Genomic DNA, 26,017 nt, shown 5'->3' with positions numbered 1-26,017 from the left:
TATCCGGAGACCACTCGCTGCAACTACCTTCTCGCTGCCGCGCAGTTGGGTCGGCATTTGGGGGAATTGACCCCGCACGCGCTGGCCGACAACGATGCCGTCGGCGGGGTCATAGGGGTGCCGGCCGCCGGCGTGGAACCCATGCGAATGGAAAGCGCTTCGTAGCATCGCCGCATCCGTTCGGGGATGAACCTGATCTGCGCGACGCCACGCACGGGAAGTACCTTGCTGTGCGGTCTACTGGAGTCGTCCGGGGTCGCTGGCCACCCAGCCTCCTACTTCAATCGAAAGACGCTGACCGCGTACGCCGATGCCTGGCACATCGCCCGACCGCGTGACGGACGGATCGACGACGGGTTCGTGCGGGCGGCGTTGACGGCCGGTAGAACTTCGAACAATGTCTTCGGTGGGCGGCTCATGGCAGAGACGATGCCGGAGCTGATCGCAGATCTTGTTTCCTTCGCACCGAGACCAGCGGACACTGATGATCTGGGCCTGTTGATTGCCCAGTTCGGTCGACTTCGATTCGTCCACTTGCGGCGACGCGATGTCATTGCCCAGGCCGTGTCGTGGGCGAAGGCATGGCAGACCCACTTCTGGCATCCCCATGAGGCCGTCGCTCCGGGAGGCCAAGATCCTCGATACGACGAGGTGCTCATCGGCCAGCTCGTCGCCACGATCGAGAGTGCCGAGGCGGACTGGGTGACGTGGTTCAACGCCCACGGCATCGTGCCTCACGAGGTGACGTACGAGGAAGTGGCGGCGGATCCACGGTCCGCTGCGCAAGGGGTGCTCGACTACCTCGGCCTAACGGTTCCACCCGGCCGGCAGCTCATCGTCCGAGATCATCGGCAGGCCGACCAGGTCAACGCCGATTGGACCACGAGGTTCACGTCTCGCTGACGGCCCGACCCACCTGGGTTTCGTGTCGGCTCACCAGCCGAGATGAACAGAGCACATGCCGCAGACGCGTGCGCCGAATTCACGTACCCGGCGGCTGCTCGTCGACGTCGTGGCCGGCGCGTAGGTCGCCGTGGCCACGGCACTGCTGAGACACCGCGGATAGAACCCCTTGATCAGCGCAGGGCCGCGTGGTCTTCGGGAGCCGCGTCGACCATCTCGGCGGCCTCGCGACGGATCCGCTCGGTCCCCCAGGCGCCGAGCGGCCCGAGCGCCTGGTTGAGCGTGCGCCCGTGCTCGGTCAACGAATATTCCACCCGCGGCGGCACCTCGGCGTGGACCTTCCGGTGCACCAGGCCGTCCTCCTCGAGCTCGCGCAGATGCTGAGTCAGCATCTTCTCGCTCACTCCGGGCAGAGCCCGACGCAGCTGCGCGAAACGGCGTACGCCGTGGGCCTCGAGTTCCCAGAGGATCAGGCCCTTCCACTTGCCGCTCACCACGTCGAGCGCCGCGTCGATGCCGCAGATGTAAGGCCCGCGTCGGGGTGCCTTGGCCATCGCTGATCCCCTTACTGAAAGGTAAGTACCGCAGAATTTAGTGGGTACTTACGAGAATAGTGGCGTGTCGCCGAGCATGGAGAGGTGATCAACCAACAGCACAACAGCGCCGTCACCGTGATCGGGCTCGGCCCGATGGGTCAGGCGACCACCCGTACCCTCCTCGCCGCCGGCCACCCCGTCACGGTCTGGAACCGCACCACCGGCCGGGCTGCGGGCGTCGTCGCCGACGGCGCGACGCTCGCGGCGACACCCGCCGAGGCGGTTGAGGCGAGCGGGCTCGTCATCCTCAGCCTCACCGACTACCAAGCGATGTACGACATCCTCGGCCCCGCCACCGCGTCTCTCGCCGGTCGGACGTTGGTCAACCTGAGCTCCGACACCCCCGACCGCAGCCGCGCGGCGGCGTCCTGGGCAGCGAGCCACGACGCGGCCTTCCTCACCGGCGGCGTCATGGTCCCAGCGCCGATGGTCGGCACGGACGCGGCGTACGTCTACTACAGCGGCCCCGTCGAGGTGCTGGACGGCAACAGAGAGGCGCTGGCCCGGATCGGCGAGCCGAAACACCTGGGCGAGGACCCGGGTCTCGCCCAGATGATGTATCAAGCCCAGCTCGCGGTATTCCTCGGCACCCTGTCCGCGTTGATGCACGCCACCGCGATGCTGGGCGCCACGGGCATGAAGGCGACGGAGGCACTGCCGGAGCTGCTCGCCTCGGCCGATTCGATCGGCGCCATTCTCCGTGCCGGCGAGGAAACCCCCGGCGCCGCGCTAGACGCCGGAGAACACCCCGGCGATCTCAGCACGGTCACCATGATGGGCGCGACCGCCGACCACATCGTCGAGACCAGTACGACACTGGGCCTCGACCTCGCGCTTCCCCTGGCCGTGCGAGCGCATTATCGGCAGGCGATCGAGAATGGGCACGGCGGCGACAACTGGACCCGCATCATCGACAGCATCCGCGAGCCACGGGACAAGCAGCGTCGTCCCGTCAGCTGACTATGCCGGACCGGGCCTTGCCGTCGTTCGTCGTGGCGCGGCGGGCGTAGCCGCTGTGGCCGTCCTGCTCGGCGTCGCCGTCTCGGACACGATCCGAGCCCACGGGCGCCGTTGGAGCAGGCTCGCCGCCAGGCTGACTCTCTCCCGCTACGCCTTGACGCTGCTGGTGGGCAGCGTCTCTGGTGCACCTCCGGCTCGCTGGGGGTCGGGGCCTGGCCGGCCGCCCACCAGGGTGACGCACAGGGAGCCAAGTTCACAGCCTTGGCGCAGGGCCGCCGCCGGCGCGGATCCATCGACCCACGCCGCGACGAGGCCGGCCGCGAAGGCGTCCCCGGCTCCGGTGCTGTCCACAACCGGGGCCGCCGGGGCTTCGGCGCGGTGCACCACGTTGCCACCCTCGCACCAGAGCGCGCCGTCCCTGCCCAGCTTCACCACCGGGTTGCGGACGATACGGGCCAGGTGCCGGGCTGCCTCGCGGGGATCCGCCTTGCCGGTGAGGGCCGTCGCCTCGTCGGCGTTGGCGAGCAGAATGTCGACGTCGGCCACCCAACTCAGGAAGCGGTCCGGCCCGGCCTGGCGCAGTGGTTCAGCGGAGGCGGCGTCCACGCTGATCGTCATACCCCGTCGGCGGGCCTCGGCGAGCGCCCTCAGCCCGCCCGTCCGCGACGGCACGTCAAGGAGCGGGTATGCGGACAGGTGCAGGTGGCGCGCGTCGGTGGCCGCGGCGAGGGCCTCGGTGATGTGGTGGCCGTCCAGGTGAAGGTTGGCACCACGCTGGGACACCATCGTCCGGTCGCGGCCGTGGGACAGCACCAGCACCGTGCCGGTGGGGAGGCCGGGGCACCGGCGCACGGCGCACCGCACCCCCGCCGCGATGAGCTCACGAATCCGCGCCTGCCCGGCGTCGTCGTCGCCGACGGCGCCGACGAGGGTGACCCGGCGGCCGAGCCAGGCCAACCAGGCGGCGGTGTTGGCGCCCTGCCCACCGGGCAGCGTCCGCACCGTGCCCGGTGTGTCCGAGCCGAAAGCCAGCGGAGCCTTCAACAGGGCGACGACATCGGTGATCACGTCGCCGACGACGACAACCCGCGGTGGTGTCGGCGGGTGGCTGGTGGCAGACGTGGGCGTGGGGGCGCTCGGGGCGTCGCGTCCGGCTCGCATGCTCACGTCCAAAGCTGAACGGTGTGGACGCCCAGTCGGCGCAGAAGGCGTCGCAGGACGGGCAGCGACAGTCCCTCCAGGTTCGACGAATGGCCGGAGACGTGATCCACGAACCACCCGCCGCGCCCGTTGATTTTGAACGCACCAGCCACCCGCAGCGGCTCCGAGGTGGCGACGTAGGCAGCCATCTCGTCGTCGGTGACCTCCGCGAAGCGGACGTCAGTGGAGCACACTTCGGCGGCGGTGTGCCCCGTCCGGGTGTCGACAACGCAGTGCCCCGTATGGAAGACGGCCGTCCGTCCCGAGATGAGCCGCCACACGTCGAGCGCCACGTCCGGCTTGTGTGGCTTGCCGTACGTCACGCCGTCGAACTCCAGCACCGAGTCACAGCCGATGACGAGCGCGTCGTGAACGGTGGCAGCGACTGCTGTGGCCTTCGCGTGCGCCAGCCGCTCGGTCAGCTGCCGGGGTGTCTCGCCCGGCCGCGGTGTCTCGTCCACACCGCTGGGTTGGACGACGGGATCGAGACCTGCGCGGCGCAGCAGGTCGAGCCGCGACGGGGAACCGGAACCGAGCACAATTTTCGTCATGCCGGCTCTGCCGCCTCGGCTCGGCGCTGCCAGATCGCGCTGGCCAGGCGTCGCTGGTGCACGGCTCCCGAGCGGATGTCTGGGAAGGAGAACGTCTCGAATTCCAGCAGTGAGAACGACGGCTCGAACAGCGTGGAGAGCTCCTCGACCCGGTATACCCGTTGGCGCAGGTCCGTGACCGGATCGTAGGTGAGGTTCCGCCCCGCGCTGTCCCGGTTGATCAGCGGCAGGTAGTAGCCATCCTCGGGGGTGAGGAAGTACGCGAAGAACAAACCGCCAGGACACAGAACGCGCCGCACCTCCCGCGCGAGCCCTTCGAGTCGCTCGTCCTCGGTCACATTCTCCAGGCTGGTGAAGGCGGTCACGAGGCTGAACGCGCCGTCCCGGAATGGCAGCGGCGCCTTCATCGACGCCTGCACCAGCCGCGACGGCCCGACACCCGGACGGGAGCGGGCCGTCAGCAACGGCCGGTGGGCAAAATCCATACCGAAGAAGGCAAGCCCGGTCTCGGCGAGCACGGCGGTGTTCCGGCCGCCGCCGCACCCCAGGTCGAGCAGGCGCGGCGGCCCGGCAACTCGCGCGATCCTTGGCAGTTGCCGGCGGAGGAAGTCGGCACCGTGCGACGGCCTGTTGTTCGTCGACGACGAGATGGAATGGCTTACATACTCGCGTTCCCAGAGATCGCGGCTCAATTGGACACTCCATTCGTGAAAGGTCAGGCGGGACCGCGCCGCGCGGCAGACTCGGGTGTGGTCACTCACAGACGGCGCACGTGCCGTCCGTCGGGTCGCAGCTCGCTTCTGGGATCGCGGCAGTCTCCGCCGGCCGGGTCGCCTCGATCGCCTGGTCGGCCCGGGACGTGTCCCGGTAGACGGTGATCCCCTTGCAACCCAGCCGCCACGCCTGCTGGTACAGCTCGGCCACCTGCTCAGGCGTTGCGGTACGCGGGAGGTTGACCGTCTTGGTGACGGCGTTGTCCACGTGTTCCTGAAAGGCTGCCTGCATGCGGACGTGCCATTCCGGGCTGATGTCGTGGGCGGTCTTGTAGACGCGCTGGATCTGCTCCGGTACCAGAGACAGTCCCTGCACGCCGCCACCGTTGCCGGCGATCTCCCGGAGGAGGTCCGCCTCCTGCACGCCGTGCTCGGCGAGTTCCCGCAGCAGTAGCCGGTTGACAGAGCGGATCTCCCGGCCGCCGAACACCCGCTGGGTGTAGGACATCGCGAAGAACGGCTCAATGCTGAAACTTGTGTCGAAGATGACCGCGTTGTTGCCGCTCGGCGGCATGGCGAGTAGGGCCACATTGCGTGGCTGCTCGTCGGCGTCCTTCCACGCCGACCGGTGGACGTTGGGAAAGGGGCCCCGCTCCCTCGCCAGCGCGACCGAGGCGTCATAGGCGAACTCGCGCATGGACCGGGCCAGCATTGTCGCGGCCGCGAGCGCTTCGTCCGAGTCGTACGGGATGCCGGCCAGCGCCAGGCTCTCCGCCCAGCCGGTGACCCCGATTCCGACACGCCGGTTGCCGCGCACTGCCTCCCGGATCTCCGCCACCGGGAACCACGACTCGGAAATGGCGTTGTCGATCATCCGCACGCCGGCTGCCATGATCGCGCGTAGCCGGTCGAGGTCGAACAGGTGGGCGGCGTCTCGGCGGTCCGCCGGCAGGAGCAGTCGGGGAAGATTCACGTAGCCGAGGTTGCAGGCCTCGTAGGGATATAGCCCGATCTCGCCACAGGGGTTGGTGGCGGCGATGTCGCCCATGGAGTCACGCAGCGGGTTGTTCCGGTTCATCGCGTCCAGGAAGATCAGCCCGGGGTCACCCGTTTCGCAGGCCAGTTCGCAGGCCGCGGCGAAGAGCTCGCGCGCGGGCAGGGTCCGGGCCGCTGCGCCGGTGCGGCGGTTGACCAGCGTCCAGTCGGCGTCCGCCTCGACGGCCCGCATGAAGGCGTCGGTTACCCCGAGTGAAATGTTCGTCATGCTCAGCCAGCCGTCCTGCCGCTTGGCCGCAACGAACTCCAGCACATCAGGGTGGTCGACGTCGAGGATGGCCATGTTGCCGCTCTCGTACCGGCCGCGTTGCCGGAACAGTTTCGTCGCGTCGTCGAAGAGCTTGAGCAGTGCTACCGGGCCGACGGCGAGCCCGGAACTGCCCCGGACGTCGTCGCCGCGGGGCCGGACGTTCGAGTAGTTGAAGCCGCACCCGCCGCCATAACTCTTCACGATCGATGACTCGGAGAAGGTCCGTAACACGCTTTCCTGGGAGTCTTCGACGGGGAAGACGAAACAGTTGGCCATCTGCGGCCGGTGCGTGCCGGCGTTGGCGAGGGTGCGGCTGCCCGGGTGGAACTCCAGGCGGGCCATCACCTCGTAGAACGCCGTCGCCCACGGCCCGGCGGCGTCCGGCTGTTCGGCCCGGGCGAGAGCGCGGGCCACCCGCTGCAACATCGCTTCCGGGGTCTCCACTACCTGGCCGATCGCATCACGTGCCAGGTACCGCTCCTGCAACAGCAGTTGGGCGTTCTGCGCGAACGCGGCCTGCGGGGTCCGGGTGAGGAGAAGGTCGTGCAGGACTGATTCGAAGAGTTTGGACGTCTGGACGGGCATGGTTCTGGCCTTCCCGGGAGCGGCGGCACATGGCGACCATGACTGCGGGACGCGCATGGGTGACGGAGCCGGTGACAGTGGGAGCGGAGATGATCAACCGCGCCGGACGACCGACCGCGGCGCGCCGAATTCGGTCAGCAGATCGGTGTCGCCGGCGACGAACGAGGTGTCGGTGATCGCCGTCTGGTCCGACGGGCCGCGACTGCACATGCACATGTGCCGACCCGTCGAGGAGACCCGGACAGCCCGCGCGCCACCGCTGTTCATGATCTCCATCGCGATGTCCTTGACCAGGTACTCCTGGATCTGGAACCGCTTGCTGAACGCCTGCACCAGGCGGGGGAACTTGCCCAGACCGAGGATCCGTTGGCCGGGCACGTAGGTGATGTCCACCTTGCCGAAGAAGGGCAGAAAGTGGTGTGCGCAGATCGAGAAGTAGTTGATGTCGTGAATGTCGACGACGCCGGTGTGCTCGTCCTCGACCAGACAGGTCGTCTTGAGGACCTTCGAGGTGTCGATGTCGTAGCCGCTGAGCAGTTCCTTGTAGGCGCGGACGATGCGCGGCTCGCACTCGGGCCCGGTGTACCAGTCGAGCGCCCGCTTGTCCGTGGTGATGTTCTGCTCGAGCCATTCGGCGATGGTCACGTCTCCTCCTTGGGGGTGGGGGGCTGCGCCCCGACGGTGCGCGGCGGTTGTGGTCTAAAGGCGTCCCTGGTCGCGCAGGTGGTCGAAGATGATCTGGTCGACAGGTGAGGTCAGGTGCCGGTCGGCGTAGGTCAGCCACGCCACCTCGGCGATCTCCGCGGATGCCTCGATGCGGCCCTGGTAGGCGGACTCGTAGCAGCGCATGCGCACCACGACTCCTTCCGGGTGCGCGTCGGCCTGAGCGCGGAACTCGCCAAGGAAGGTGGCGGTGAGGGGGTCGAGGTCGACTGTGAGTTCCTCCTTGGCTTCGCGTACCAGCGTGTCGAGATCGCTTTCGCCGGGCTCCCGCTTGCCGCCGGGGAGGTAGTAGCGTTCGCGGCCGTGTGACCTGGTGGAAAGCACCCGTCCGTCGGCGAGGAGGATCCAGGCGATCTTGTCAATCTCGTGCGTCATCGTTGTGGAGTCCTTTGGCGAGCCGTTCGTGCACGTAGTCGGCGGTGGCTGTTCTCTCGGCATAGCGCAGTGCGCGGTTGCCAAGATCGTGGATGAGGTCCAGGTCAACGCCGGATTGCGACGCCCAGGGTAGGTGTCGACGCCATCGGGGTGGTGGAAGCGCGTAGGCGGACAGCCCTGCGGCGTGCTTGCCGAGGACCGACAGCGGCACGTGCCGGTCCACAACCGTCGACCACCAGGAGGAGCGATCGTTGACGTGGGCGGACGGTGTGAACGCCCGTACGCCGCCGTCATAGATGACGCATCGTTCGAAAAGGCTTCCGACCGAGGTCAGGCGGGCTGCCTCGTACTCCGGTGTTGAGCCGGCCGCCGACCGCAGCAGGTCGAAGGAGAACCGCGGAAAGGGCACGGTGTCGGGTGCCGGCAGCGCGAACAGGGCCTCCAGGAGGATGAGGGTGACCTGCGGCCGTCCGGATGGATCCACGGCGGCGACACAGCGCTGGACCGCGTCGACGCCCGCGGCCGAGCCGATCACCACCAGCACGATCGCCCTGGGTCGACGCCGCCGAGGGGTCGTGGCCGTCAGGAGACGCGACAGCACCGCCGTCATGGTTCCGCCGGTGGCCAGAATGTCACCGGCGAGGACCGGGTCGGCGCCGAGTTCCCAACGCTCGTACACGAGATTGAGCGGCGCGCCCGTGGACCGTTCAGTGCCGACGAAGCTGACGTCGGCCTCGGCGCCGCAGGCGGTGGTGACCGCCTCCTCGACGCCGAAGCTGAGGCCGCCCCGGAGGATGGTGACCACCGACATCCGGTCGGCGGACAACACCTCGCCGCCGGCCCTGTCGGCGCGGAACATCATCAGGGCCTCAGCCACCGCGGTACGCACCAGGTGCCGGTATGCGCTGCCGGTGACCACCGGGTCCGTCAGCAGGCGTCGGGACGGCGCGGTCGAGCAGAGCAGCACGCGGGCAGGACCCGGATGAGGGTGCTCGTACAGAGCCGTGGCGTCGCCGGTGGCGATGAGTCTCATGTCTTGACCGCCGGCCGCCGGTAGGCCACACCGCGCCGGTGGGCGATGTACTTCTCGATCAGGTACGCGGACTCCACGCCGTCGACCGGCTTGGTCGCGGGCGGGGCCGGGTCGTCATTGGTGACGTGACCCACGACGACAACGCCGGGTGTCGGCAGCCGCCCGGGTAGGTCGCTCGGCGCGTGGACGCTTGCCACGGTGAGACCCACCGCGCCGAAGAGCTGGTGCCAGTCGAGCTGGACGAGGCGGCTCGGCATACCACCGGCCGACTCGTAGCGCCTGTTGTCGACTATCACCAGCGTGTGGTTGTCAAGGCCGGGCAGTCGCGCGCCCAGCGCGGTCAGCACCGAAAGGTTCATCAAAAAGCTGCCGTCGGTGTCGACTCCGGCAACGGGCAGCGGGCGAGCACCGATCGCCAGACCGGTCGAGAGCGCGGCGACGTCGCCCATGGTGTCCGTGACCAGCGTGCGATGGGCCGCAAGCTGGTACAACTCCTCGCTGGTGCGGCCGAGGGCGGAGACGAGCAGGCTGTCTGGCGGCAGCCGGTCGAGCAGGGCGGCGAGGAATTCGGAGGTCCGCACTACCGGCCTCGCAGTTCTTCGACGAACGGGGGGTTGGCGATCAGCGCAACGGTGCGTTGGCCGGTGTCGAGTGTGTTGTACGCCCGCCTGAGCAGATCGGGGAACGCGTGAACCGAGTCGACCTCCGCTGTTGCTGCTGAAAGCATCCGCAGGTGTGGGTGCATGGTCTCCTCGTGCGGCAGGCCCCACCAGTTGGCCTCCCCGAAGGCGCCGCGTCGGGCCAGCAGCAGCACCGTGTGCAGACGGTGGCTGAGAGCGAATCGGGCCAGGGTCTCGCAAGCCCGCCGCAATCCGGAGTTCTCCATCAGCACCAGGCTTCGACTGCCCGCGAGGCGGGCGCCGGCGGCGATGCCCACCGCGGTCGCCTCGTCGCAGACCTGGACGTAGGCGATGTCGTCGCGCTCGGCCGCGCACCGGTGCAGGGGCGCCAGCAACGAGTCGGGGACGGCAGTGATCAGGTCGACCCCACTGTCGACCAGCGCCTGGTAGACGCTCTCCGCACTCACGCCGTCACCGCCTGGTGGAGACGAGTTCGACGATGATGTTCGCGTACGGTGTGGCACCCACGTTGCGGAGCAGGTGAGGTAGCCCGGCCTCGTGGTAAACGGCGTCGCCGACCTTGTCGTCGCCCGGCAGCACCGTGCCGTCGGTGCACACCGTCTCCGTCTGGCCGGGGCTCAGCACGACGTACACGTAGTCGCAGGGGTGCTGATGGATGTTGGTTTCCTGCCCGGGGGCGAGATCCAGCGTCCAAATCCGGACCCGGTCGTCCTGGTACACCAGCTCGGTGCCCACCTGAACGATGTCCGACTGCATGGGGTGTCCTCCGTGGAAGCGTAGACGGCTGGGTTGATGTCAGCGAGAAGCGGCCTGAGCTGCGGACCCGGTCAGAGCCGGGGAGGCCCAAGTGCGATCCGGCGGCGCATCTGCGGCAGGTCGCCACGGAAACCGTGCAGGTTCTCGACCCACCACGTCAGGCCGGCGTCTGCGTACGTCTTCACCCGGTCGCGGTCGGCGGGCCCACCGTCGCCGTCGCTGTACCCGCCGATGGCGAGGTCAAATTGCGCGTCGCTCGTTCGCCGGTCGGAGATGAAGGAGGCCATTTCCCGGTACTGGTCGACGGGGATCATGGTGGGGGTCCAGGTGCGCCGGCGTTCGAGAGAGAGCCGGCCGGGCAGCACGCCGTCCCACCGGGCGGCCCGACGGAAGGGCGGGCGGTTCGGCCAGTAGCCGCCCACCCAGATGGGGATGCGGGGCTCCTGCACGGGCCGGGGCAGAAAGGTGCAGTCCCGGATCTGGAAGTGGCGACCCGTGTAGCTGAACGGTTTCCCCGACCACAACCCCTCGATGATGTCCAGGGCCTCGTCGAGTTTTTCGGCGCGAACGCGCTCGTCCCCGTCCTCGCCGAAGTCCTCGAACTCCGAATCGGCCGGATACCCGAGTCCGACACCGAGAATGAGTCGGCCCTGCGACAGGTGGTCGAGGGTGACGGTCTCCCGGGCGACCTTCCACGGCCGTCGTCGCGCCAGAGGTGTCACCATGGGCCCGAGCCGTATGCGGGTGGTCGACGCGGCAATCGCGGCGAGGCTGATCCAGGGATCCACGATTGGGCCGTCGAATCCGCGCATGAAAGCGAGATGGTCCCACAGGAAGAAGCCGTCCCAGCCGGCGTCCTCGGCTTCTTTGGCGAGAGTTACCAGGAATAGCGGATCACCGTAGTCGCCGTGCGGAGGAACAGAAACCGCGTATTTCAGCGGACGGTTCAATCGGCTTTCCGGCATGCGGTTCCCCCGATCATCGTCGTGCAGCCTGAATGCGGAGCATGCGCCTTTAAGGCGAGACCTGTTGCGGAACTTTCACCGCGCCAACCCTAGCGTCGCTATCGATGTCGGTCAACGCCAATGCTGATCCCGAGGGCGCCAGGTGGGATTCCCGTACTCGGAAATTTTGAATGATCGCAAAGGCGGAAGTCGTTTCGTCCGGCCATTGGGGATCGCCTGCGCCGAGGGGAACGCGACAACTAGGCAAGCCATTCAACTCGCGCTACCCTTGGCCCCTGGCGGGGCTGACGACCACCGAGCAATGGCCGGCCCCTGCCCGGGAGCGTGTCGTCCGTTCGGCATGCCATCGCGACGTGTACGCGACCCTGGGAGGAATCGTGAACGTCGATCAGGAGCTTCTCGAAATCCTGTGTTGTCCGGCGGACCGCGGTGACCTCAGCTACTCAGCGGAAAGCGAGGAACTGTGCTGCGACCGCTGTGGGCTGGCTTTTCCGGTTCGCGATGGCATCCCGGCACTGCTCCTGGAGTGATCCGACCCCGGTCGGCGATCCGGGCGACCTCGCTCGCCCGGTCGGCATCTGACGGACGACCGGGCGCTCGACGGCACGCTAGCCAGCAGACGTCGGCAGTGAATGCTGGTCGAGCTGCTTGACCGCGTCGACGACGTCGGGAAAAGAGTCAATGAAGGCGTCGACGTAGCGGGAATCGAAGTCCGCCGGTCTCCGGACCCCGCTTTGCAGGCAGCCGACGAAGTGCATGCCGGCGCCGCCGGCGGCTAGTGCGTCACCTGGTGAATCCCCGACGTAAACGCACTGACCGGCTGGTATGTCGGTCGCTGCCAGCAATTCGTCGAAGGCGCGCGGATCCGGCTTGCGGAAACGCGTGTTGCCGGCGTGGTAGATGCCACTGACCCGCTCGGCCAAGACATGATCCGGCTCCAGCATGTGCCGAACCTCGTCCTCGGTCCGTGACGTCAACAGGAACACCGACCGACCGGTCATCACGAATTCGTCCAGCGCACGCAGGTTCTCCGCAGGAATCAGATCCAGACGGCCGTCGGCGATGTACGCTTCCAAGGCGGTCTGATAGAGCGCCGAGAACTGGCCCAGGTCCAGGCCGGGTGACCGTCGGGGCATGGCGTCCAGCAGCGGTTCGCCCCAGGTGGATAGATGCACCTCCCGTTGCATGGGGGGCCGACCCATCTCCGCCAGGACTTCATTCTCCAACGCGAACGAGGCGGCCTGGGTGAGGCACAGGGTGTCGTCGACGTCCACAATCACAGCGCGGATCACGAGCCAAGCCTAACGGCCCCGGCGGGTGCACACACTCATCGGGAAGCGGAGTTTCACGGTCCGTCTGCCGCGTCCGGACGGCGGCGAGCCGGGGCTTCGGCGGCAGTTTCCGGGACGCGATGCCGCTGTGCCAGGGGAGCGTCATGTCGACGAAATACGTGCCAGCGACCGGTGCCCGCACCCCCGCCGCCAGCGTCGCATCTGGTCCGTGCGCGGGCTTCCGACACGTCGGACCTCGGCCAACCACTCTGACATCCATGAGCCGGGTTTGGTGTTGAGACGCTGCCACCGGCACGATGGTGTGCGTGTCTGCGGCTGTCTCATCTCGCCCGGCTCCGCACAGCCTTGAAGCGGTGCTGGAACGGCTGACGTACGTCAACGAGGAGACCGGATACACCATCGCCCGGGTGGCCACCGGGCGTGGTTCGGATCTGTTGACGGTGGTCGGTGCGCTGCTGGGGGCGCAGCCGGGCGAGAGTCTGCGGTTGCAGGGTTGGTGGTCCTCGCATCCGCAGTACGGCCGCCAGTTCGAGGTCGTCTCCTACACCACCGTGCTGCCCGCGACGATCCAGGGTATCCGCCGCTACCTCGGTTCCGGGCTGATCAAGGGCATCGGGCCGGTGTTCGCCGAGCGGATCGTCGAGCACTTCGGCCTGGACACCCTGCAGATCATTGAGGACGAGCCGGGTCGGCTGGTGGAAGTGCCGGGGCTGGGTCCGAAACGTACCGCGAAGATCACCGCCGCGTGGGCGGAGCAGAAGGCCATCAAGGAAGTGATGGTGTTCCTGCAAGGCGTCGGGGTGTCCACCTCGATCGCGGTCCGGATCTACAAGAAATACGGCGACGCCTCGATCAGTGTGGTGAAGAACGAGCCGTACCGGCTGGCCGCCGATGTGTGGGGGATCGGGTTCAAGACCGCTGACACGATCGCTCAGGCCGTCGGGATTCCGCATGACAGCCCGCAGCGGGTCATGGCCGGGTTGCAATACACGTTGTCGCAGGCCACCGACAATGGCCACTGCTACCTGCCCACCCCACAGTTGGTCGCTGACGCGGTGAAAATCCTGGACGTGCCCGCCGAGCTGACCATCCGCTGCCTTGACGACCTGGTCAGTGAGGAAGGCGTCGTCCGCGAGCTGTTGCCCGGTGCGGACGAGCCGGTTCCGGCGATCTACCTGGTGCCGTTCCACCGAGCCGAACAGTCACTGGCCGGTTCGGTGCTGCGGCTGCTCCGCGACCGCACGGACCGGATGGCGCAGTTCACCGGGGTCGACTGGGACAAAGCGTTGTCGTGGTTGAAGGCGCGCACCGGTACCGACCTGGCCCCGGAGCAGGAGCAGGCCGTGCGGTTGGCGCTGACATCGAAGGTCGCCGTGCTCACCGGCGGCCCCGGTTGCGGTAAAAGCTTCACCGTCCGGTCGATCGTCGAACTTGCCGCCGCCAAGCAAGCGAAGATCCTGCTCGTCGCCCCTACCGGCCGGGCCGCGAAACGGCTCGCCGAACTGACCGGCCAGCCCGCCGCGACGGTGCACCGGCTGCTGAAACTGCAACCCGGCGGCGAACCCACCTTCGACCGGGACACCCCCCTCGACGTGGATCTGCTGGTGGTGGATGAGGCGTCGATGCTCGATCTGATCCTGGCCAACAAACTCATCAAAGCCGTCCCACCCGGGGCGCATCTGCTACTGGTTGGCGATGTCGACCAGCTCCCGTCCGTGGGCGCCGGTGAGGTGCTGCGTGATCTGCTCGCCGCTGACGCGGTTCCACGAGTCCGGCTCACTCAGGTGTTCCGGCAGGCCGCCGACTCCGGGGTGGTCAGCAACGCCCACCGGATCAACGCCGGCCGCCCTCCGATCCTGCAGGGCATGAGCGACTTCTTCCTGTTCCCCTGCGACGACACCGAAGCTACCGCCGCACTGACCGTCGACGTGGCGTGCACCCGCATCGCGAAACGGTTCGGGCTCGACCCGCGCCGTGATGTGCAGGTCCTCGCCCCGATGCACCGCGGTCCGGCCGGGGCTGGTGTGCTGAACACGCTGTTGCAGCAGCAACTCACCCCGCCCCGGGAAGGCATGCCGGAGCGCCGGGTGGGCGGGCGGGTGTTCCGTATCGGTGACAAGGTCACTCAAATCCGCAACAACTACGACAAAGGTGTGGCGGGGGTGTTCAACGGGACCGTCGGGGTCGTCACCGCCCTGTCCACCGACGATCAAAGTCTGGTCGTACGCACCGACGAGGACGAACTTGTTGACTACGACTTCGACGAACTCGACGAACTGGCCCACGCCTACGCGATGACGATCCACCGCTCGCAGGGCTCGGAGTACCCGGCGGTGGTCATCCCGATCACGACCAGCGCGTGGATGATGCTGCAACGCAACCTGCTCTACACCGCTATCACCAGAGCGAAGAAACTCGTCGTGCTTGTCGGCTCCCGCCGGGCATTGGCTGCCGCCGTCCGTACGGTCGGTGCCGGCCGCCGCCACACCGCCCTCACCCATCGGCTCAACGCCTAAGCGACGCCACTTCAGGTTGGCGCGGCCAGACATCGCCCGGTCTGACCCCGGGCGTGACGGGCACGACGGCGCGCTGACCGCCGAGGGTTGAATCGGGACCTGCTGGTTGCGGGGCACGGCCAGGACGTGACCGATGCGCTGCGGTCTCGTCGACTGTCAGCACCCCATCGTCGTCACCAAGGTGCTCGGACGCGTAGGCGGGACAGGCCATCGCGGACCGCGTCCGGGTCCCACGCTGAACGGTTGCGCAGTAGGTGCATCCGGTCCGGCGTCACCGCACCGCCGGCCTCGGCCAACGTCCAACCGTTCTTGCTCGCCAGGGGCGACAGCAACCCACCAGATAGGTCAGTGCCTGCCGGCGCGGCTCTGCGCGACCGAACCGGTGCGCGACCTGCGCCAGCAGATCATCGAGACCCGCCTGCCAGTCCACAATCTCATCGATCAACGCCAACACTGGAACCTGCCGCCGCTGCTAACGACCACAACAGACGAACGGTGTGACCGCCCGTACCATCGCCCGGACGGCATCGACATGCGCCGTTACGCAGCCGCTGCCAACAAGACGTCGATCATGTTCGTGAGCTGCCGAAACTCCAGATCAGACAACTGTGGCTGGAGTGCTAGGCGAAACCCGTCACGACCTGGTTCCGGCCAATTTCCTGCGCTTTGCTGGGAACTTTTCCGGCCGGTCGAGCGATAGGCGCGCGCGGCTGGCGGGCATGGCGCCGGCGTACGTCCCACGTCATAATCACTGCATGGTGGATATGAACAGGGCGATTCGACAGGACAGCTTGTTCACCCCCGAGGCGCTGAAAAACCCGACCCGCCTGCTCCACCGGATTCGGGCGGAAACCCCGGTGGCCTGGGTTCCGCAGCTCAACGCGTACCTCGTCACCCGGCACGCGGACGTCGTCGCCGGGATGAAGGACCGCCGCCTGGCCAACGCGAACATGGCCCAGGGTCTCCGGCGGCTGAGTCCCGCCGAGCAGGACGAGCTGCTGCCGCTGCGCGCCTCGATCGACATGTGGATGGGGCACACCAACACCGCCGATCACATCCGCTTCCAGCAGCTGTTGAAGCGGTACTTCACCCCCGCCACAGTGGAATCGCTGCGCCCGCGGGTACGGGAGTTGACCCACGAGCTGCTCGACGCCGTGGCGCCCCAGGGGCGGATGGACGTGGTCAAGGACCTGGCGTACCCGCTGCCGGCGAACGTCATCGCCGAGATGCTCGGCATGCCGATCCGCGACCGCGACCTGCTCCAGGCCTGGTCGCGGGACATCCTCACGGTCTTCCTGATCGCCAGCCTGGCCCGGCTGCGCCAGTGCCAGCGCAGCATCCTGGAGATGCAGGACTACCTGCGGGTACTGCTGGCGGAGCGCCGGCAACGGCCGCGTGAGGACGTGCTGAGCACGTTCGCGGCCGCCGAGAAGGACGGCCTGGTCACCGAGGACGAGATCGTCGCCAACTGCGTGCTGCTGCTGTTCGCCGGCCACGAGACGACGGCCCACCTCATCGCGAACGGGCTGGTCCTGCTGTTCCAGAACCCCGAGCAGCTCGACCTGCTCAAGGGAAAGCCAGAGCTGACCCCGTCAGCTGTGGAGGAGATGCTGCGCTGCGACGGCCCGGGCGGGAGCGTCGTGCGGATGACCACCGAACCGGTGGTGATCGGCGACGTGCCCATTGCGGCGCACCAGGTCATCTACCTCGCCATGGTGGCCGGCAACCGCGACCCCGAGGCGTTCGACGATCCCGACCGTTTCGACATCACCCGTACCCCCAACCGGCACACCGCCTTCGGCATGGGCGCGTCCTACTGCCTGGGGGCCGCGCTGGCCCGGATGGAAGCGGACGAGTGTTTCCGCATCCTGCTTGATCGTTTCCCGGACCTGCGCCCGGTCGACGCGACACCGGACTGGCAGGCCACCTCACCGCTTCTGCATCACCTGAACACGCTGCGGGTCGAGTTCACCGCCCGCGGCTGACCCGGCCGCCCTCCGGCCGCCAAGCCCGCCCGGCCGTTAAGCCTGCCCGCCGTTAAGCCCGCCCGGCCGTTCAGCCCATCGGGCGGCGGGCGCCGGCGGTCCAGCGGTCCCGGTCGGCGGCCTTGTGCCGCACATACGGGACACCTCGGGGCGTGGCCGGACGAGGAACCACTCGGCCGCCAAACCCTCGACCACCACGCCGGCGACGTCGTCCGGATCAAGCAGCTCGCCGGCCGCGGTGACGGCCTTCGCCGCGGCCGACCCGCCGTCGAGGCCGGCCATCAACAAAGGGGTACGCACGCCCTGCGGGCACAGCGCGCCGACCCGAAGGCCGGCGTCGCCGTAGGTCACCGCCAGCCATTCGGCGTACGCCACCGAGGCGTGTTTCGTCGCGGTGTACGGCGCGTCGCCGGAGGAACCAGCAGACCGGCCGCCGAGCAGGTGTGCAGCAGGTATCCGCCGCCGTGGGCCAACATCCGGGGCACCAGGGCACGTGCGGAGTGGACATGGGCCAGCATGTTCACCTGCCAGGGCCAGGCCGGGCCGGGCCAGGCCCGGTCCTGGTCCGGGGCGCCAGCCCGGTGGCCGACTGTGACGCCGCGTTGGCGCAGGAGTCTGGGGGCAGGCGCTGGCATCGACGGCCGGCGCCGCCGATGCGTACCGCGACAACCAGGGCTTGGCGCCGGTGATGGCGGTATACGGCAAATTAACGTCATAGTGCGATCGTGAGCGCGCCGCGAATACGTCTGGAACTGAACGCACCGTCGGACGGAAGTCCAGCCAGCCTTTTCCGGGCAAGCCAACGTTGCGATCGCGGCGGTCCACGGCGAGGACAGACCGATAGGCGGCACCCGGAAAGGTAGGTACGGCAGGGCCAGCGGTCAGACCCCGGGCGCCGCGTCACGGAAAGCCTTCAGGTGCGCCGAGATGGTGTTCACGACCTCCGCCATCTGGGTGTTGAAATAGAAGTGCCCACCCGGGAAGATGCATATCTGAAACTCCCCTGACGTGTGCTGCCCCCATGCCCGTGCTTCCTGAACGGTGACTCGGGGATCGGCATCTCCAATTAGGGCGGTGATCGGACATCGCAAGGGAGGTCCAGGGGCATAGCGGTATGTTTCGATGGCCTTATAGTCCCCGCGAACCGCCGGCAGGAGCATCTGGACCAGTTCTTCGTCGTCAAGGAGGCTCGAGTGTGTGCCGTCGAGTGCGCGCACTTCGGCCAGCAGGCCGCTGTCGTCGCGGCGATGTATGTCGTCGTCGCGATGCACCGACGGGGCGCGTCGCGCCGATGCTATGAGACCTGATACCTGAACGTCTCCTTCGGCTTCCAACCGTCGGGCCACCTCGAAGGCGATGGTGGCCCCCATGCTGTGGCCGAACAAGACTAGAGGGCGGGTACGCCAGGGCTGGAGAGCTTCAGAAATCTCCTTCGCCAAGTCCTCAATGTTTTCAATCAGCGGCTCAGTTCGACGTTCTTGCCGGCCTGGATACTGCACTCCAAGCACCTCGGCGGAGTCCGTCATCGCCCTAGCCAATGGACGGAAAAAGGTGGCAGAGCCGCCAGCGTGTGGAAAGCATACGAGCGGGATTCCGCGCGGAGTTTCGCCGGTCAGCCGCAGGATCCATGACCCAGATTCAGCGGATTTTTGTCCCATCGATGCTTCCTCTCGATTGCTCGCCAATGTTGTGCGTGAACCGGCTTCGTCTATTCCGCGATTCTTGTGCGCATGGTCCATCGAAAGATGACAGCGCTGCCGAGGGTCGGCCCGGTGGCCTGACCTTCCCGCTCGAAGTGCTCGTACCCACCATGATGCCGAACTTTCAGTTTCCATTCAGAGGACGGCACCTGCTGGGCTCGTAGATCCTGCGGCAGGTCGGCCGGGCCACCCTCCAGTACGGCGGCTAGGGCGTCTTCGCCGTACTCGGCATCTGTCGGTTTCGTCATCAGGCATCTCCTCGCGTGTCGACGGCGCGCCTTGCACTGCAAAAAGGGCCAAGCGGATGTGCTCGCCGCAAAGCGGTCGAGTGGAAATTGTTGTGGATCAACGCCGGAGGCACTTCTTTGCGAACGTTTTATTGGCCCCTCGACCGGCCACTTCTCGTCCGCGACTTTCAGACCCTACGGGTTTCTGCCAGGAATGGCGCCGCCCAGGATCTATCGAACTGCGGCGACGGCGTCGCCAGCCGCCCCTGATACCTGACGTAAGCTGGGTAAGAATTGTCTTCGTCGGCAGCTCGTGGGGACATCGGCGACCCGCCGGGAGGGCACCATTGCATCGACTGCTTCCGTGCCGCCGCCACCCCACACGCGTCGACGAGGGATAGTGCACTGCCTATATGTGCCACGGCAAACTCCCCGATAGAGTGGCCGACCAGAACGGCAGTCCGGATCTCCTTGCGGCGCAGCTGTCGGTATGCTGCCACCTCGTGCGGCGATCACCTCCGTCAATGTACCCGATCTGGGACGGCACGGGCTACTGGTGTGTCGCGGGCGCCGTGCATCCACTGCCGCCGGCTCGTGCTCAGACCAGGCCGGGGTTCGAGTCCAAGCCAGCAGGTCTGCGACGAGAGGGGCGATTTGCGGCCAGTCATCGACTTTGCGGACGCGCATCTGACCGGGCGCGGGAAGCGGCAATGCCAGCAGCAGTCGCAGTTGCGCGCTGCGGTTGGCTGATAGGCCGAGCGTTGGTCGTCAACCGTATGCCCCGCCTGTCAGCCCAGACGACCGCGATCGCCCGCTGTCAACGTCCGCCGCGCTGCCGGACTCGGACAGGCGTGCTTGCCGGTCCAGCCAGGGATATGGTCGGCAAAGGTCGACCCCTCGCACTCGGTGAGCGGACAACGGAACCGTCGCATCGGCAGCCGCAAGTTCGTCGGCCGGCCGTCATCCGTCCTGCACCGACCTGCGACTCCGGGAGTGGGCCCGCGTCGTCAACCGCTAACACTCCGGCACTCCGTGTCCTGACCAGTCGCCCGCCGGATCCGCACGCCTGGTCAGCAGCCTCGACCCGCTCGACCGTCACACCGGCCAGTTGAGAAAACATGTCCGGCTGGCGCCGTCCACCACGGAGCCAAGTTCCACGCTGGGCAGACACGGTTGCTCGAGAGGCGTCACGAAAAGTGGCCAGACCATTTCAGAGAGCGGCGACACGGCGAGTCGGTCAGTCGTACCCAACAAGGCTCACCGTATGGCAGTCCTCGCCACGGGCGGCTCGACGTCGCGGTGGGCAGGCGAACGACTAATATGTCGGGATGACTGTTTTTCGTGTCGCTATATCAACGGATGACGATGAAGCTGCTGATGCGGTTCAACTCCTGATCAGGGTTGAAGCCAGCGGCGGCGTGCACCGGATCGCTGAGATAACGATGCGCAGCAATGGCCCGGCCGGTTTGACTGTCGGCTCGCTGCCTGAGATAGATCTTGAGGCGATCGGGCAGGCACTAATTGGGGGCGCGGGAGCCTCGCGTCCCAGTGGTTCGGCAGTGAGGGCCGGTGCGGCGACCGGAGTCGTTGGTCCCAGCGCGCCCGCCGGCGGTCGGGTTACGACCCGCCAGCGGTCCGACACTCCGCAGGCGGTTGACGGTTCGGCGGATCATGCCCTGTTTGCCGCGGTGCAACCCGCAGAGGCGACGCGCTATCAGGGGACGGGGTCGGGCCGCGCCTACCGGCGCATGCCTGATGCGGAAGAGGTCAGGGCCGTGTACGAGGCCGCTGGTACCGTCACCGGCGTCGCCGAACACTACGGGGTTCCGCGGCACACGGCGAAGGGTTGGATAGGCCGGTTGCGGAAGCTGAACGGTAAACCGTCGTAACAGTGTGCTGCCCGTGGTCGGACTCACCGCATAGAGGAGAGCTTTGATGAGCGAGTACCTCATCACAGTTGAGCAGGTTGGCGGCAGCGGGCAGATAAAGGTCGTTGTGGACCTGGCCTCAGCTGGCCCTACCGTCCGGGAGATTTCGTTACGGCCTGACGAGGGTGGCTCTGCCGTACCGCAGATGCTGGCTGAGCTGGACTTTCGACAGGTTGTCGAGATTGCGTTTCGGCTATCCGGAAACGCGGAAACCCGTGGCTCGGTGCTGGACATCGTTGACAAAAACGACTTGGAACGAGACGAACCTGCGCAGCCAATCGATGGAGGGCGGACGTCGGCGCCTGCGGACACGGTGGCGCCCAGACGCGTCGGTAAGCACGTAAGCGACATGCCGCCCGACTTCCCTGTCACGTACTGGAAGATGGGGAGTGCGGCGAGGGTCGCCGAGCACTACTCGGTTCCCCGGCAGGTCGCCAACGGCTGGATTAAGGAGCTGCGACGAACCGGTAAGGCGCCGGATCCATGGCGCCAGGGACGGACGCGCGGGCGGCAACCTTGACACAGGCCACGTCGCACGCTTTCCGGACAAGGGTTCAGGCCGCGGCAGGCAGAACGTGAGCGCAAATGGCCTTGCCGACGCCGGTTTCGAGGGGCCGAGAGCCCGTACGAATTCGTTCCAGGCGTCCCTACACCCGCACGACGCTCGCGCTGGCGGTCGTACACCCGGTTGAACGTCGCCGGTCGGGCCCGGCAGCGGCGGCATTGATCGCAGCGCCGGTTGGGCGCACCGCCCTGGCGGTAAGCTCGCGGACGCCGTAGAACAGGTAGTGCGCTCCACCCCCGCCTCGGTGAGGGGCTCCTTGAGCCCATCCAACGACATGGCTGGCAATTTCGCCACCAATGCGGACCCGATGACTCGCTTGATGGACTGCGCAGCAGCAGTCCATCCTCACCAATCTCCCGCGGCCGGTTGGTTCCTTGGTGCCGCCTGATGGCCTTACCCGCAGGCGTGGCGGTCGCCCCGACCGATTGCCACGTGTGGTGCATCGACCCCGCCGACGCTCCCGACTGTGCGAGGACCTGCTCAGCGAATCGGAGCGGGCTACCAGGTACGCGAAGACGAGCACCGGTAGGGCCCTGCGCCGGTCCCTCCGCCGGGTCGCGGCGCGACGGCGGCTCACGACGACCGCCGCGCTCCTCAAGGTCGCGGTTGCGAGTCGACCGACGACGATCCGCGCAAGGTCGAGCTTCGCCGCGAGTGTCCGGACAGACGAGGGCCGCACGGGCGCCTTGAGTCGACTGAAGCACGCTCGACGTCTCCCTCACGCATGTCGACGACCGGGTGTCGGCCGCGCTGTGCGCGGACGCAGCCGTCGGAGTAGGCCGAGCAGGTGATCGCCGACGTCGACGTCGACACCATGCTGGGATTGGTGCTCAGCGACGCCGAGCGCGCGGAATTCCGCGCTGCTCACGGCGGGCCGGGCCGGACTCAGGCATTCTTCCACTGTTGGCGGCGCAGGGAGTCGGTGCTGAAGGCGACCGGCGACGGGCTGTGGATCCCGATGTCGAACCTGACAGTGTGGGCGCCGCGCGACCCGGCCCGGCTGAGCGGCTTCATCGACCGCCCGGACCTCGTCGGGCCGGCGCAGATCGTCGATCTGGATCCCGAACCGGGTTATGTCGGGGCGGTCTCAGTGTTGGCGGCCCGGCCTGTACGGGTCCGCGAACGCGACGGCGCGCAGGCGATTGCCGCCACCGGCTTTGTCCGCTGACCCGGACCGGCGGTCAGAGCCAGCCGAACTCGCCGGTGTCGCCGAACGACACGACCAGCCGGGCGCTTCATCGCGCCACTTCTTCGTGATTGCGGTCGTTGCGCCGGACCCTTGACAGGGTGCGCGGAGATTGAGAATCGTGTATGGAGGAGTTGTTCCGGTGAATAATGCTTCTACGGGGGAAGGATCATTGATGCCTCGTCCACGTTCGCCCCTTCGGCCGTGGGATCGGCGTTGATTGCCGGGCGGCTCGTCACGCTACCTCGACCGCCGCCGCTCCAGGCATTGGCTCATAGGGCCTAGCGAGTTAGCCCGGTCGTGACTTGGACAAGCTCGTCATTGCCTTTGTTGCGTAGCACCAGGTTCACCGTGTTCCCGAACGCAGAGCCCTAAGCTTCTTGATCGCGGGTTGCATCGTTCACCTCGAAGTGTCTTTTCGGCCAGGTTGGGGCAGTCGGCTGCCCAGGGCGCGCCTGGCCTTATTAACGCTTCTTGGGAGTTGAGCGGTTCATGTGAACGACTGCCTGGGCAGTTTAGCGGGTTTGCCGCACTTCATGGATCGCCTCACAAGACGGTCTAGGATCACCAATTCTTGCGGACGGCGGCATGTAGTGAATTCGCCATGTGGAAGGGCCACCAGCTGTTATGAATGATTCTGGACGGGTTTTGAAAATAGATCGGGCCGCTGCCGCCCGGCACGGGCAGTGGTGCCGCCCGCTGGGATCGGGATGGTGACACGACCGACAGATGGTGCGCCGCGTCCTGTTCGGACAGTGGAGCGAGGACCGTTGGAGGTTCGTGTCCCAAGAGCAGGATTCCGGCTGCGGAATGGCCTGCTTCCGGTGACTGGCCGCATGGCGCGAGGCGGGAGTTTGGCGAGGCCCGCACGAGGTACTGCCGGCCGATCCGCATGCCGCAAACATACTCGACTGGCCGTAGGCGCTGTTCGACAATTCGTACGTGTGGAATCAGAAGAGCGGCCCACGATAGGTCGGCAGCGTCGAAACCGGCTGGAAACGTCATGTCATCATCGAAGGCGCCAGTATCCCGCTCGCCGTCAGTCTGACCGTCGGCAATCGGCTCGACGTCTCCAGTTCACGCCGCTAATCAATTCCGTCTCGATAGTGCAGGCGCTGCGGCTATTCTGCCGCCGGCCGGATGCGCTCACCAGTGGGCGTGGATCGAACCGTCGCATCGCTGCACTGTTCCTCCACGATCGGTCCCGCTGGCAGATTCTCAAGGACATTCGCCAAAAGCCTTCACGTGCCCGGCCTGCCGAATCATTGCTGATGACGGCTCGTCAAACAATTCAGTGTCAAGGCTCCGACCGCGTGGTGCTGACCTGTTGGCCCGTGACCGAAGATCACGTGTAGGCCAGGTGACTGTGTGAGCCCAGCCGGGGGCGTCACCGGCAGGCTCACTTCCAGGCCATTGGTTCGTGTTTTCCGCAGTGCGGATTAGGATATTCGAGGATGGCGATGTCTGAAACCTTCAGCGATGTCTGAGACCTTCCGAGGCCAGGATAATGCGATTGCTGTTATTGGTGTGTCGTGCCGCCTGCCGCGCGCCGCTGGTCCGGCAGCATTCTGGACCCTGCTACGCGATGGGCTGGACGCGATCTCATCCACTCCTGCTGATCGCTGGGGCGTCACTCCGCTCGACCCGGGCAATTCGCCCCTGGGTACCGAATATGGGGCCTACCTTGACGGGGTTGACCAGCTCGATGCTGGGTTTTTCGGAATTTCGCCACGGGAAGCTGCCGCCGTTGACCCGCAGCAGCGACTGACGCTTGAGCTGAGCTGGGAGGCGCTTGAGGACGCCGGCGTCGTGCCGGAGCGGATTAGGGGCACCCGCGTCGGGGTGTTCATCGGTGCGAATAAGGATGACTACGCAACCCTTCTGCGCCGGTACGGTTCGGATGCAATCACTGAGCACAGCAACACCGGCCTGCAGCGCGGCATGATCGCCAACCGGGTGTCGTATACGCTCGGGTTGACTGGACCGAGCATCACCGTCGATACCGCCCAGTCGTCGTCGCTAGTTGCCATTCACCTCGCCTGTGACAGCCTGCGTCGCGGCGAGTGTTCCAGCGCAATTGTCGGCGGCGTCATTCTTAATCTCAGCTCAGAGGCTGCCGTTGAACTGTCGAGGTTCGGGGCACTGTCGCCGGATGGCCGCTGTTTCACATTCGATGCCCGAGCCAACGGGTTCGTGCGCGGCGAAGGCGGTGCAGCAGTTGTACTAAAACCGTTACGGCAGGCATTGGCCGACGGTGACCACGTGTATTGCATCATTCGCGGCAGCGCTATCAACCACGATGGGATAAGCGAAGGTCTGACCGTTCCTAATGCCTCCGCCCAGGAGGAGGTCATTCGGTTCGCGCATGAACGTGCAGGCGTACAAGCAGCAGACATCCAGTATGTCGAGTTGCACGGCACTGGCACAAAGGTTGGTGATCCGGTCGAGGCGGCCGCGCTGGGCGCGGCCGTTGGCAGGCCCCGCCGTGCTTACGGTCCACTGCGAGTGGGCTCGGTTAAGACGAACATTGGCCATCTTGAGTGTGCCGCGGGTATCGCCGGATTACTTAAGGTGATCTTGGCAATCCACCATCGCCAGATTCCGGCCAGCTTGAACTTCCGGCAGGCGAGTCCGTCGATTCGGCTGGAGGAACAGAACCTACAGGTTCAGACGCAGACCGCTGAATGGCCGGATCCCAGCCGGCCGCTGGTTGCGGGCGTTAGCTCGTTTGGCATGGGCGGCACCAACTGCCACGTTGTCGTAAGCGAGGTCGCCGACGCTGAGGCTGTTGAGAGTGTCAGGCTCGGCGGACCGATGGAGTCGGCGCCGTTGGCACTGTCGCTGTCGGCGAAAACGGCCCGTGCGTTGGGTGAGCAGGCGATGAGGCTACGGGCGTTCGCGACCGAGCAGCCGGAGATCTCCACCCGGGACCTGGCCTGGACTCTGGCCACCGCCCGGTCGGTGTTCGCGCATCGGGCGGTGGTGGTGGCCGGGGATGTGGACGGGTTCCTGGCTGGGTTGCAGGATCTGGCCGGGTTGCAGGATCCGGCGGGGTTGCGGGATCTGGACGCGTCGCCGGTGGTGGTGCGGGGTGTCGCGGCGGGTGCGGGTGGTGGGGCGGGTCCGGTGTTTGTGTTTCCGGGTCAGGGTGCGCAGTGGGTGGGCATGGGTGTGGCGTTGTGGGACGCCGAGCCGGTGTTCGCGCAGGCGATGACCCGGTGTGCGCGGGCGTTGGCGCCGTTTGTGGATTGGTCGTTGCGGGAGGCGTTGGCTGATTCGGCGTTGTTGGACCGGGTGGATGTGGTGCAGCC

At 66.9% G+C, this 26,017-nt stretch carries 24 protein-coding genes and 1 pseudogene; 9 read left to right on the top strand and 16 right to left on the bottom strand.

Annotated elements, in window-relative coordinates:
- The first annotated feature begins 186 nt into the window (after positions 1 to 186).
- A complete protein-coding gene (locus AB0J33_RS26905; RefSeq protein WP_363617173.1) occupies positions 187 to 903 on the top strand; it encodes a Stf0 family sulfotransferase in 717 nt (238 codons plus the stop codon).
- A 173-nt stretch (positions 904 to 1,076) separates the two neighbouring features.
- Here AB0J33_RS26905 and AB0J33_RS26900 read toward each other — a convergent pair whose 3' ends face one another.
- On the bottom strand, positions 1,077 to 1,457 hold the full coding sequence (locus tag AB0J33_RS26900; protein WP_363617171.1) for a helix-turn-helix domain-containing protein: 381 nt from the start codon (positions 1,455 to 1,457) through the stop codon (positions 1,077 to 1,079).
- 84 nt (positions 1,458 to 1,541) lie between these two features.
- On the opposite strand from AB0J33_RS26900, the gene AB0J33_RS26895 reads away from it, so the two are divergent.
- Complete coding sequence (locus AB0J33_RS26895; RefSeq protein WP_363617169.1) at positions 1,542 to 2,459, top strand: NAD(P)-binding domain-containing protein; 918 nt, start codon at positions 1,542 to 1,544, stop codon at positions 2,457 to 2,459.
- Positions 2,460 to 2,606: 147 nt separating this feature from the next.
- On the opposite strand, the gene AB0J33_RS26890 is transcribed toward AB0J33_RS26895, so the two are convergent.
- The 11 genes from AB0J33_RS26890 to AB0J33_RS26840 all read right to left on the bottom strand — a co-directional run bounded on the left by AB0J33_RS26890 (position 2,607) and on the right by AB0J33_RS26840 (position 11,307).
- Positions 2,607 to 3,626, bottom strand: a complete 1,020-nt coding sequence (locus tag AB0J33_RS26890; RefSeq protein ID WP_363617167.1) for a sugar kinase — start codon at positions 3,624 to 3,626, stop codon at positions 2,607 to 2,609.
- Complete coding sequence (locus AB0J33_RS26885; RefSeq protein ID WP_363617165.1) at positions 3,623 to 4,210, bottom strand: nucleoside triphosphate pyrophosphatase; 588 nt, start codon at positions 4,208 to 4,210, stop codon at positions 3,623 to 3,625. The genes AB0J33_RS26890 and AB0J33_RS26885 overlap by 4 nt, the downstream gene beginning before the upstream one ends.
- Entirely contained in the window at positions 4,207 to 4,902 is a 696-nt protein-coding gene (locus AB0J33_RS26880; RefSeq protein WP_363617163.1) for a class I SAM-dependent methyltransferase, read from the bottom strand. Before AB0J33_RS26880 ends, AB0J33_RS26885 begins: the two co-directional genes overlap by 4 nt.
- 61 nt (positions 4,903 to 4,963) lie before the next feature.
- Positions 4,964 to 6,814 (bottom strand): adenosylcobalamin-dependent ribonucleoside-diphosphate reductase, encoded by a 1,851-nt coding sequence (locus tag AB0J33_RS26875; protein WP_363617161.1) that lies wholly within the window; start codon positions 6,812 to 6,814, stop codon positions 4,964 to 4,966.
- A gap of 93 nt (positions 6,815 to 6,907) precedes the next feature.
- The gene (locus tag AB0J33_RS26870) at positions 6,908 to 7,459 is read right to left on the bottom strand and encodes a GTP cyclohydrolase I (RefSeq protein ID WP_363617159.1); all 552 of its coding nucleotides are present in this window, start codon (positions 7,457 to 7,459) and stop codon (positions 6,908 to 6,910) included.
- Between the two features lie 54 nt (positions 7,460 to 7,513).
- Complete coding sequence (locus tag AB0J33_RS26865; protein WP_363617157.1) at positions 7,514 to 7,912, bottom strand: NUDIX domain-containing protein; 399 nt, start codon at positions 7,910 to 7,912, stop codon at positions 7,514 to 7,516.
- Positions 7,896 to 8,723: a hypothetical protein gene (locus AB0J33_RS26860; protein WP_363617155.1), complete on the bottom strand. Its 828-nt coding sequence runs from the start codon at positions 8,721 to 8,723 to the stop codon at positions 7,896 to 7,898. Before AB0J33_RS26860 ends, AB0J33_RS26865 begins: the two co-directional genes overlap by 17 nt.
- A 218-nt stretch (positions 8,724 to 8,941) precedes the next feature.
- Positions 8,942 to 9,526 (bottom strand): hypothetical protein, encoded by a 585-nt coding sequence (locus AB0J33_RS26855; protein WP_363617154.1) that lies wholly within the window; start codon positions 9,524 to 9,526, stop codon positions 8,942 to 8,944.
- Positions 9,526 to 10,032, bottom strand: coding sequence for a thiamine pyrophosphate-binding protein (locus tag AB0J33_RS26850; RefSeq protein WP_363617152.1), 507 nt, complete (start codon positions 10,030 to 10,032; stop codon positions 9,526 to 9,528). Before AB0J33_RS26850 ends, AB0J33_RS26855 begins: the two co-directional genes overlap by 1 nt.
- 4 nt (positions 10,033 to 10,036) lie before the next feature.
- The gene (locus AB0J33_RS26845) at positions 10,037 to 10,342 is read right to left on the bottom strand and encodes a hypothetical protein (RefSeq protein ID WP_363617150.1); all 306 of its coding nucleotides are present in this window, start codon (positions 10,340 to 10,342) and stop codon (positions 10,037 to 10,039) included.
- Positions 10,343 to 10,413: 71 nt separating this feature from the next.
- Positions 10,414 to 11,307, bottom strand: a complete 894-nt coding sequence (locus AB0J33_RS26840) for an LLM class flavin-dependent oxidoreductase (RefSeq protein ID WP_363617148.1) — start codon at positions 11,305 to 11,307, stop codon at positions 10,414 to 10,416.
- 377 nt (positions 11,308 to 11,684) lie between these two features.
- Here AB0J33_RS26840 and AB0J33_RS26835 point away from each other — a divergent pair, with 377 nt between their 5' ends.
- Positions 11,685 to 11,837 (top strand): Trm112 family protein, encoded by a 153-nt coding sequence (locus AB0J33_RS26835; protein ID WP_363617146.1) that lies wholly within the window; start codon positions 11,685 to 11,687, stop codon positions 11,835 to 11,837.
- A 78-nt stretch (positions 11,838 to 11,915) separates the two neighbouring features.
- Here AB0J33_RS26835 and AB0J33_RS26830 read toward each other — a convergent pair whose 3' ends face one another.
- A complete protein-coding gene (locus tag AB0J33_RS26830) occupies positions 11,916 to 12,599 on the bottom strand; it encodes an HAD hydrolase-like protein (RefSeq protein WP_363617144.1) in 684 nt (227 codons plus the stop codon).
- A 296-nt stretch (positions 12,600 to 12,895) separates the two neighbouring features.
- On the opposite strand from AB0J33_RS26830, the gene AB0J33_RS26825 reads away from it, so the two are divergent.
- Positions 12,896 to 15,115, top strand: a complete 2,220-nt coding sequence (locus AB0J33_RS26825; RefSeq protein ID WP_363617142.1) for an ATP-dependent RecD-like DNA helicase — start codon at positions 12,896 to 12,898, stop codon at positions 15,113 to 15,115.
- Between the two features lie 764 nt (positions 15,116 to 15,879).
- A complete protein-coding gene (locus tag AB0J33_RS26820) occupies positions 15,880 to 17,100 on the top strand; it encodes a cytochrome P450 (protein WP_363617140.1) in 1,221 nt (406 codons plus the stop codon).
- A gap of 70 nt (positions 17,101 to 17,170) precedes the next feature.
- On the opposite strand, the pseudogene AB0J33_RS26815 reads toward AB0J33_RS26820, so the two are convergent.
- The 3 genes and pseudogenes from AB0J33_RS26815 to AB0J33_RS26805 form a co-directional block, all read right to left on the bottom strand.
- Positions 17,171 to 17,630, bottom strand: a pseudogene (locus AB0J33_RS26815) (SDR family oxidoreductase); the annotation flags it as partial.
- A gap of 351 nt (positions 17,631 to 17,981) precedes the next feature.
- Positions 17,982 to 18,758 carry an alpha/beta fold hydrolase gene (locus AB0J33_RS26810; RefSeq protein ID WP_363617302.1) on the bottom strand — a complete coding sequence of 259 codons (777 nt, stop codon included), beginning with the start codon at positions 18,756 to 18,758 and terminating at the stop codon, positions 17,982 to 17,984.
- A 50-nt stretch (positions 18,759 to 18,808) separates the two neighbouring features.
- A complete protein-coding gene (locus AB0J33_RS26805) occupies positions 18,809 to 19,048 on the bottom strand; it encodes a DUF5988 family protein (RefSeq protein ID WP_363617138.1) in 240 nt (79 codons plus the stop codon).
- Between the two features lie 1,307 nt (positions 19,049 to 20,355).
- Between AB0J33_RS26805 and AB0J33_RS26800 the strand changes: the two genes are divergently transcribed.
- From AB0J33_RS26800 to AB0J33_RS26785, 4 genes are all read left to right on the top strand, one after another.
- On the top strand, positions 20,356 to 20,916 hold the full coding sequence (locus tag AB0J33_RS26800; RefSeq protein WP_363617136.1) for a hypothetical protein: 561 nt from the start codon (positions 20,356 to 20,358) through the stop codon (positions 20,914 to 20,916).
- A 46-nt stretch (positions 20,917 to 20,962) separates the two neighbouring features.
- Positions 20,963 to 21,475 (top strand): hypothetical protein, encoded by a 513-nt coding sequence (locus AB0J33_RS26795; RefSeq protein WP_363617134.1) that lies wholly within the window; start codon positions 20,963 to 20,965, stop codon positions 21,473 to 21,475.
- A gap of 832 nt (positions 21,476 to 22,307) precedes the next feature.
- On the top strand, positions 22,308 to 22,688 hold the full coding sequence (locus AB0J33_RS26790; RefSeq protein WP_363617132.1) for a 4'-phosphopantetheinyl transferase superfamily protein: 381 nt from the start codon (positions 22,308 to 22,310) through the stop codon (positions 22,686 to 22,688).
- A 1,497-nt stretch (positions 22,689 to 24,185) separates the two neighbouring features.
- On the top strand, positions 24,186 to 26,017 hold a 1,832-nt coding region (locus tag AB0J33_RS26785), incomplete at its 3' end, for a beta-ketoacyl synthase N-terminal-like domain-containing protein (RefSeq protein WP_363617130.1).

Source organism: Micromonospora sp. NPDC049645 (assembly GCF_040675155.1).
In the GTDB taxonomy this organism is placed as follows: domain Bacteria; phylum Actinomycetota; class Actinomycetes; order Mycobacteriales; family Micromonosporaceae; genus Micromonospora.
Note: the sequence above shows the minus strand (reverse complement) of the source record. Positions and strands in the feature narration are given on the sequence as shown.

Bases quoted from the DNA above. Each gene is read 5' to 3' on its own strand.
- AB0J33_RS26795 (WP_363617134.1), top strand. From the start codon at position 20,963: ATGAGCGAGTACCTCATCACAGTTGAGCAGGTTGGCGGCAGCGGGCAG.
- AB0J33_RS26885 (WP_363617165.1), bottom strand. From the start codon at position 4,210: ATGACGAAAATTGTGCTCGGTTCCGGTTCCCCGTCGCGGCTCGACCTG.
- AB0J33_RS26860 (WP_363617155.1), bottom strand. From the start codon at position 8,723: ATGTCGGTGGTCACCATCCTCCGGGGCGGCCTCAGCTTCGGCGTCGAG.
- AB0J33_RS26845 (WP_363617150.1), bottom strand. From the start codon at position 10,342: ATGCAGTCGGACATCGTTCAGGTGGGCACCGAGCTGGTGTACCAGGAC.
- AB0J33_RS26800 (WP_363617136.1), top strand. From the start codon at position 20,356: ATGACTGTTTTTCGTGTCGCTATATCAACGGATGACGATGAAGCTGCT.
- AB0J33_RS26865 (WP_363617157.1), bottom strand. From the start codon at position 7,912: ATGACGCACGAGATTGACAAGATCGCCTGGATCCTCCTCGCCGACGGA.
- AB0J33_RS26840 (WP_363617148.1), bottom strand. From the start codon at position 11,307: ATGCCGGAAAGCCGATTGAACCGTCCGCTGAAATACGCGGTTTCTGTT.
- AB0J33_RS26825 (WP_363617142.1), top strand. From the start codon at position 12,896: ATGGTGTGCGTGTCTGCGGCTGTCTCATCTCGCCCGGCTCCGCACAGC.
- AB0J33_RS26905 (WP_363617173.1), top strand. From the start codon at position 187: ATGAACCTGATCTGCGCGACGCCACGCACGGGAAGTACCTTGCTGTGC.
- AB0J33_RS26875 (WP_363617161.1), bottom strand. From the start codon at position 6,814: ATGCCCGTCCAGACGTCCAAACTCTTCGAATCAGTCCTGCACGACCTT.
- AB0J33_RS26805 (WP_363617138.1), bottom strand. From the start codon at position 19,048: ATGACGAAACCGACAGATGCCGAGTACGGCGAAGACGCCCTAGCCGCC.
- AB0J33_RS26810 (WP_363617302.1), bottom strand. From the start codon at position 18,758: ATGGGACAAAAATCCGCTGAATCTGGGTCATGGATCCTGCGGCTGACC.
- AB0J33_RS26900 (WP_363617171.1), bottom strand. From the start codon at position 1,457: ATGGCCAAGGCACCCCGACGCGGGCCTTACATCTGCGGCATCGACGCG.
- AB0J33_RS26820 (WP_363617140.1), top strand. From the start codon at position 15,880: ATGAACAGGGCGATTCGACAGGACAGCTTGTTCACCCCCGAGGCGCTG.